This is a genomic window from Cupriavidus sp. 8B (assembly GCF_054589115.1).
Map to the genome: position 1 here is coordinate 1 of NZ_BAAILO010000213.1, position 1,630 is coordinate 1,630.

Here is a 1,630-nt window from a genome sequence, read left to right on the forward strand (position 1 = left end):
TGTAGAGGCCAAATCAGAATGTCCGCTTGCAGCCACATCAGAATGTCCTCTGGATAGACCTATACTGGTAGCGCCTGGGTTGGACGGGAGCGCGCCATGAAGGATCGAGGGTTGATCACCATGAGTCTGCGCGAAGTTGACCGCTTCAAGGTCATTCAGGCAACGGCCGAGGGCCTCCTGGCGCAATGGCGCGCCGCAGAGCGCCTGGATTTGACGGCGCGGCAAGTCCGGCGGCTGGTCCAGCGCTGGCGAGCCGATGGCCCTATAGGCTTGCTGTCGCGCCAGCGTGGGCAGCCAGGCCATCGCCAACTGCCACGGATGCTCGAAGCGCAGGCACGCGCGCTAATCCAGCAGCATTACGCCGATTACGGCCCCACGCTCGCCTGCGAGAAGCTGCGCGAGCGCCATGGCATCGCGCTGGCCAAGGAGACGGTGCGCCGGATCATGATTGACGCCGGCTTCTGGGTCCCCAGGAAGCTGCGCCCGCCCAAGCTGCACCAGCCGCGCAAGCGCCGCGCCTGCCTGGGTGAACTGGTGCAGATCGATGGCAGCGAGCACGCGTGGTTCGAGGAGCGCGCGCCCATGTGCACGCTGCTGGTCTATGTCGACGATGCCACCAGCCGCCTGATGCAGTTGCTGTTCGTGCCGACCGAATCGACTTTCGCCTATTTTGCCGCGACGCGGGCCTATATTGAGCGCCATGGCAAGCCGGTGGCGTTCTACAGCGACAAGGCCAGTATCTTTCGGGTCAATGCCAAAGGTGTCACGACTGGGCGGGACTATACGCAGTTCGGGCGCGTGCTGTACGAGCTGAATATCGAGAGCCTGTGCGCCAATAGCAGTCAGGCCAAGGGCCGTGTGGAACGGATGAATGGCACGCTGCAGGACCGGCTGGTCAAGGAGCTGCGCCAGCGCGGCATCTCGACGCTGGCCGAGGCTAATGCCTTTGCCCCGGTCTTCCTGGCGGACTTCAATGTGCGGTTCGCCAAGATGCCCAGAAGCGACTTCAATGCGCACCGTCCGGTACGGCCCGACGAGGACCTCGAGCGCATCTTTACCTGGCGCGAATGGCGCAAAGTCTCCAACCGGCTGACGCTGCAGTATGACCGTAAGCTGTACCTCATCACGGACCAACCCGAGCAGCGCTCCTTGATTCATCGCTACATCGAAGTGGCCGAGTATCCGGACGGCCGTATCGAGTTGTGGGCCGACGGGACTGCCCTGCCCTACGTCCTCTATGACCGGCTGTCCGAGATCGATCAGGGCGCGGTGGTGGAGAACAAGCGGCTGGGGCATGTGTTGGAGATCGCGCAGCGCGTGCAGGCCCAACGCGACAATCGTCGGATCCAGGCGACGCCGTCGCGCACGCTGACCGGGAAAAAGCCGCGGCAACGGCCCGAACAGGCGACACCGGGCACGAAACCACAACGGCAGCTGAATGCGGAAGACTTGCGTCGCGCCATCGATGAACTGGCGCAACCGCCCCACCCTGTAGATACCTTACCGCCTCAGGCCAGCTCGACTGCCTTACGGAAACAGCCAAGAAAAAGACGCAAAAGAATCAAAACCATCCTGCATTAAGGACATTCTGATCTAGCCACCGGGAGGACATCTCAATTTAGCCTGGACA

The 1,630-nt window shown here is 62.4% G+C and carries 1 protein-coding gene; it reads left to right on the top strand.

Annotated elements, in window-relative coordinates:
* The first annotated feature begins 96 nt into the window (after positions 1-96).
* On the top strand, positions 97-1,581 hold the full coding sequence (locus ACYP5B_RS21690) for an ISNCY family transposase (RefSeq protein WP_459571040.1): 1,485 nt from the start codon (positions 97-99) through the stop codon (positions 1,579-1,581).
* Positions 1,582-1,630 lie beyond the last annotated feature (49 nt).